Source organism: Frankia sp. CeTa3Moorea, from assembly GCF_978021225.1.
Genome location: NZ_CDXDOR010000221.1, coordinates 1 through 5,731 on the forward strand (window position 1 = coordinate 1; position 5,731 = coordinate 5,731).

The following is a 5,731-nucleotide window of genomic DNA, read 5'->3' on the forward strand; positions in this document are numbered from 1 at the left end:
GCCGGGGGTCAGACCTCCGGGCCGGCCAGCAGCGAGGCGACCAGGCTCGGTTCGATGTTCCCGCCGGTGAGCAGCACGCCGACGTCCGAGCCAAGACGGGGCGCGTGCTCCAGGGCTGCGGCGAGCGCGGTGGCCGCCGCCGGTTCGATGACCAACCGGGCGCGCAGGAACGCCGCCCGCAGCGCCTCGACGATGGCTTCCTCCGACACCGTCACGACCGCGGCCACGGCCCGGTGGGCGAGGTCGAAGGGGAGGGCGCCAATCCGGTCGGGGCGCAGCCCGTCGGCGATGGTGTGCCTGGCGGGTACGGTCACCGGCCGGTGCGCGCAAAGGGCCGCGGTGAGCGCGGGCACGGCCTGTGGCTCGGCCCCGACCACGGATACGTCGCGTCCCGCGGTCGTCAGGCAGGCGCCGGCAATCGCGCTGCCGCCACCGACCGGAACGATGACGGCGTCCAGGCACGCACCCTCCTGGGCAACCTGCCCGAGCAGCTCGGCTGTCGCGGTCCCCTGACCCGCGATCACATGGGGGTTCTGGTAGGGGTCGATGACGTCGTACCCGTGCAACTGGCGGAGTTCCGCCACGGTGGCCACCCGGTCGGCGAGCACAGTGCCGGCCGTCACAACCTCGGCACCGGCCTTCCGGATCTGGCTGATCTTGGCCGGCGCGGCGTCGGACGGCAGGAGCACGATGGTGGGTAGCCCGTGGTGGCGGGCGGCCAGAGCGACCGCGATCCCGTGGTTGCCCGTGCTCTGCGCGATCACCCCCCGGCTGCCGGAGGTGGCGAGGTGCTCCACGGCCAGCAGTGCACCGCGGATCTTGAACGACCCGCCGCGCTGCAGGTTCTCCGCCTTCAGCCACAGGCGCGCGCCGCCGAGGACATCGAGCTGGTCGCACCGCACGACCGGCGTCCGCCACACCCGGCCAGCCAGCCGCCGCTCGGCCCGGTCGACGACGGCGCGGTCCAGCTCCGGAGCCTTGTTGCCGTCGGCGGCCGGAGCGAGTGGATGTCCGTCCACATTCCTTTCAACCCGCTCGCACGGACCGCTCGTCCTGCTCGCCGCAGGCGCATGATCGCGCAAATAATTGATCCTCATAGACTCTCCGTGCATGCAGGAATTTGATGTCACGTGCGGTGTCGAAAAGGAGAGCGGCGTGATGGCGTGGTCGGCACCGGCCACGGGACCGTGTGGCGAGATGTCCGGGCAGATTCCGGAAAACCTGTCGGGGATATGTGCGATTCATGGTCGCACGTCTTCTTCCGGTGCGGAAGGCGCGGAGACCAGGGGGAAAACTGGACGCCGACCACCTGACGGTGATCGGCGTCCGCATTCGAAAGCATTTCTTGGTGGGTGACCAATCACCCGCATCCGTCATTCGTTGTGCAACGCTTCCGCGATGGTCGTGCGGGTCGCCGCACGGGCTGGGAAGAACGCGCCAAGTACCGCGATCATGATGCCGGCGAGACCTAGCAGCACGAGGAGGTGTGCGGACCATACGTCCACCATGCGCGCGGGCAGATCGACCCTCGCCGCGTGGCCCGCGATCGGCATGATCACATGGTGGGTGAGGACGCCTAACGGGATGCCGAGCAGTCCGCCGATTGTGCCCACAGCCGCCATGGAGGTGAGCGTCATGCTGATCACTTGGCGGGGCGTCATGCCGATCGACTGGAGCATCGCCAGATCACGGCGGCGTTCGTGAGTGTTGAGGGCGACTGTGTTGAAGACCCCGAGCCCCGCGACCGTCGCCAGAATAAGGGTGAGGACCGTCGACAGGCTGATGACGGCGGCGGTGAAGGTGGTCGAACCGGAGTTCGGATGCGAGTAGAGGCCCTGGTCCACTGCCCGCACGGCGGAGGTGTAGCGGGCGAGGCTGGTGTCGGGGGAGACCTGCACCAGATACTGGACGTGGGAGTTGAGGAGCCTGACGTCCAGATCGAGGGCGGACAGCGTCCGCCAGTCCGCGTAGAGCAGGTCCTGCTGGCTCATCAGCGAGGCGACGATGGTGGTGCGGATCTGCTTACCACCCACATCCAGCGGTAGCTGGTCGCCGACGCGGAGGCCCCGCTTGTGCAGGAACGCCGTGGACGCGGCGACCTCGCCGGGCCCGGCGATCCAGCGCCCCGTGACGATCTGGTCCTGGAAGTCCAGCGTGGACGTGTCCCCCCGCCAGAAGTCGGCGACGACGCTTTGGGAGGAACCCGTGACGGACACGGGGACATGCACGTCGACCGTCACGTGCTTCGTGCCGTCCAGGGACCGCAGCATCGCCTCGATCTGCCGGTCGTCCAGCTTCGGCGCGGTCTCGCCGAACTGCGTCCGGCCGGGCTCGACGGTGAGCTGGGCGGCCGACGAGTGCGTTGTTGCCTTGCCGTACTTGACGACCGTACCGACCAGGCCGGCCGCGAATGTCACGGTGGTCACGCCGAGGAGCACGGCCACCAGCGTCATCGCGGTACGGGCGGGCCGCGCGAACGGAAGCCCCAGACCGAGACTGACCGAGCGCGGCAACCGGCTGCCGCTGAGTCGGCGCTGAACCCGCAGCCCCCGACCCGGGCGCGGCGCGCTGCCCGCATTGATCGCCTCGGCCGCGGACAGCCGGTGCGCCCGCCTTGACGGTACGGCTGCCGCGAGGACAACGAGGGCGGGTATCCCCACCAGGGCGGCTACCGGCACCCACGCGCTGACGCCGACACCGCTGAGGTCCATGCCCGTGCCCTGGAACGCGCTGGTCAACAGCGGCTCCGTGGCGAGTACGCCGCCGACGGTGCCCAGCACGCAGCCGACGGCCGCCGGCAGCGAGACCATCAGCAGGTAGACCTCGACCACCTGACGTGGCGTGAACCCCAGGGACTTGAGAACACCGATGTGCCGAAAGCCGGCGACGACCGCGCCGCTGATGACGTTGGCGACGATCAACACGGCGACGATGATGCCGAGGATGCCGAAGACCATCAGGAAGGGCACGTACACGCCCGGCCCGGAGGCGACATCCTGCTTGATGGTGAGGTAAGACTGCGCGGCGACGAGCGCGCCCCTGGGCAGATCCGCCGTGGCCCGGTCGAGGCTCCGGTTGATCTCGGCCTGCGTCCCCGCCGAGTCGAAGCGGTACAGCATCTGGGTGGCCGTCGGGCCCATCACTTCCATCTGTGCCGGCGAGACCCAGGCGTCGGCGGTCCGGCTCAGGGTGTAGGCGTATCCGACGATGGTGAGCTTCGTGCCCTGCGGGGTCACGACCTGCCCGCCGAGAGGAAACGGCGAATGGCTGCCGACGGAAGGCGGTGTCTCGTTCACGACGATCTCGCCGGGGTCGGTGGCCCAGCGACCGTCCCACAGGTGTACCCGGTCCACCGGGCCGCCCGGGTCGGCGCGACCCACCACGGTCAGCGGGCCCGCAAGGAAGGGGACGCTGCCCGGGGCCAGGCTCACGGAGGTCTGGCCGAAGGGGCCGGCGGCAGCCTCGACGCCTGGCTGCTGGGCAGTCGTGGCGAGTTGAGCGTCGGAGACGTTGGCGGAGTCGAAAGCGGTGGCAGCGTGCGCGCCGCGCTGCTTGTCGAACGCCCGGTCGAAGGGCCGGCTGGCCGAGTCCAGCAGCCCCAGCGCGATGACCATGGTGGCTGTGGACAGCAGGACGACAATGGCGATGATGACCGTCTGCAGCCGGCGGCGTCGGACCGCCGCCCGCGCGGCCAACCACACTGCGCTCATCCGACCCGCTCCAATCTGCTCTCACGAGCGATCCGGCCGTCCTCGAACTCGATCAGCCGGGTCGCGCACCGTTCGGCGAGGCGCGGATCGTGTGTGACGATCAGCAGCGTCTGGCCGACCCGGTTGAGGTCGAGCAGCAGGTTCATCACCTGCTCGCCGCTCTGCCGGTCCAGAGCGCCGGTCGGCTCGTCCGCCAGAAGCAGTGAGGGCTGGTTCATCAGCGCCCGGGCCACAGCTACCCGCTGGCGCTGACCGCCGCTGAGCGTCGCCGGGTAGTTGTCCCGGCGGTCCGCGACGCCGAGCTCGTTGAGCAGCTTCAGCGCGCGCTTGCGGGCCTGGCGGGCCGAGGTGCCGGTTAGCTGGGCGGCGAGTGCCACATTGTCCAGCGCCGTCAGATCGTCGAGAAGGTTGAAGAACTGGAATATCATGCCGATCCGCCGTCGACGGAACAGCGCCAAGCCGGTCTCGTTGAGGCTGCCCAGATCGTCGCCGTGGACATTGATCGTCCCGGTGGTGGGGCGGTCCAGGCCGGCGACCATGTTGAGCAGCGTGGACTTGCCGCAGCCCGACGGCCCCATCACCGCGACCGCCTCGCCGGCCCGGATCTCCAAGGACACGCTGTCGAGCGCGACCGACTGCCCGTATTCCTTGCGCACGCCGTCCAGCCGTACGACGACCTGGTCCGAGGCGTTCACATTGGTCATGCTCCGACCCTAGGGAGGAATCGTCGGCCGGACATCGGCCGGCGGAGGTAATTCGGCAACCGGGTCATCCTTGAGATGTACGGCGGTGGCGCGCGACCGATGCCGTGGGAGGGCAGCCCGGTGCGAGCCAGGTCACCGCATCACCGAGTCGACATTGAGTCAATGTGGACGCCCGCGGCGTCGTCAGAGGCCTGCTGGGCGAACTGGGTGCGGTACAGGTGCGCGTAGAGCCCGTCCGCGGCCAGGAGCTCCTCGTGGGCGCCGCTCTCCCGGATCTGTCCGGCCTCGACGACGAGGATCTGGTCTGCCTCGCGGATAGTGGACAGCCGGTGCGCTATCACCAGGGAGGTCCGGCCTGCCAGAGCAGTCTTCAGAGCGCGCTGGATGGCTGCTTCGGACTGCGAGTCCAAGTGGGCGGTCGCCTCGTCCAAAACCACCACCGGTGGAGCCTTGAGTAGCAGCCGAGCCAGGGAGATCCGCTGCTTCTCGCCGCCGGAGAGGCGGTAGCCACGGTCACCGACCACCGTGTCGAGGCCGTCCGGCAGGGCGTGGATGGTGTCCCACACCTGTGCTGCCCTGCAGGCGTCGATCAGCTCCTGCTCGGTGGCGCCGGGCCGGGCGTACGCCAGGTTGGCCCGCAGGGTGTCATGGAAGAGGTGCGCGTCCTGGGTGACCACGCCGACGGTGTCCCGCAGGGACTGAAGGGTCAGATCACGGACGTCGTGGTCGCCGATCCGGATCGACCCCGATGTGGGGTCGTACAACCGTGGCACCAGGTGCGTGATCGTGGTCTTCCCCGCGCCGGACGGCCCGACCAGAGCGGTGAGCTTGCCCGCTGGCGCACGGAAGCTCAGCTCGCGCAATGTCAGCATCGTGTCGCCACTCAGCGCCGTGTCGCCGCGTTCCGGTGTGCGCACCGGGACCGACTCCAGGGACACGAGCGAGACCTCCTCGGCGGTGGGATACCGGAAGCTGACTCGGTCGAACTCGATGTACGGTGCCGGGCCGTCGGGACCAGGCAGGGGCAGCGCGTGGGCGTCGGGGTGTTCCGAGATAAGCGGCTCAAGGTCCAGCAACTCGAAGACCCGGTCAAAGCTCACCAGCGCGGTCATCGCCGTGACCGGCATGTTCGACAGTTGGTTGATCGGTCCGTACAGCCGCAGCAGCAGGGTCACCATCGCGACCAGTGTGCCGATCGGAAGGGTGCCGTCGATGGTGAGGGCGCCGCCCAGGCCGTACACCAGCGCCGTGGTGAGCGAGGTCAGCACGGTGACGATGATGAAGAGCAGCCGCCCATAGACCAGACCGCCGACGTAA

Annotated in this window: 4 protein-coding genes; all 4 read right to left on the minus strand. The window is 69.2% G+C overall.

Features of this window, described 5'->3' with window-relative positions; genetic code table 11:
- Positions 1-8: 8 nt before the first annotated feature.
- Positions 9-1,019, minus strand: coding sequence for a threonine ammonia-lyase (locus AC08OV_RS23005; RefSeq protein WP_476615493.1), 1,011 nt, complete (start codon positions 1,017-1,019; stop codon positions 9-11).
- Between the two features lie 354 nt (positions 1,020-1,373).
- The gene (locus tag AC08OV_RS23010; RefSeq protein ID WP_476615492.1) at positions 1,374-3,710 is read right to left on the minus strand and encodes an ABC transporter permease; all 2,337 of its coding nucleotides are present in this window, start codon (positions 3,708-3,710) and stop codon (positions 1,374-1,376) included.
- Positions 3,707-4,414 (minus strand): ABC transporter ATP-binding protein, encoded by a 708-nt coding sequence (locus AC08OV_RS23015; protein ID WP_476615491.1) that lies wholly within the window; start codon positions 4,412-4,414, stop codon positions 3,707-3,709. Before AC08OV_RS23015 ends, AC08OV_RS23010 begins: the two co-directional genes overlap by 4 nt.
- Positions 4,415-4,554: 140 nt before the next feature.
- On the minus strand, positions 4,555-5,731 hold a 1,177-nt coding region (locus tag AC08OV_RS23020), incomplete at its 5' end, for an ABC transporter ATP-binding protein (RefSeq protein WP_476620299.1).

Excerpts from the sequence above, each read along its gene's own strand:
- AC08OV_RS23010 (WP_476615492.1), bottom strand. The coding sequence starts at position 3,710 with ATGAGCGCAGTGTGGTTGGCCGCGCGGGCGGCGGTCCGACGCCGCCGG.
- AC08OV_RS23015 (WP_476615491.1), bottom strand. The coding sequence starts at position 4,414 with ATGACCAATGTGAACGCCTCGGACCAGGTCGTCGTACGGCTGGACGGC.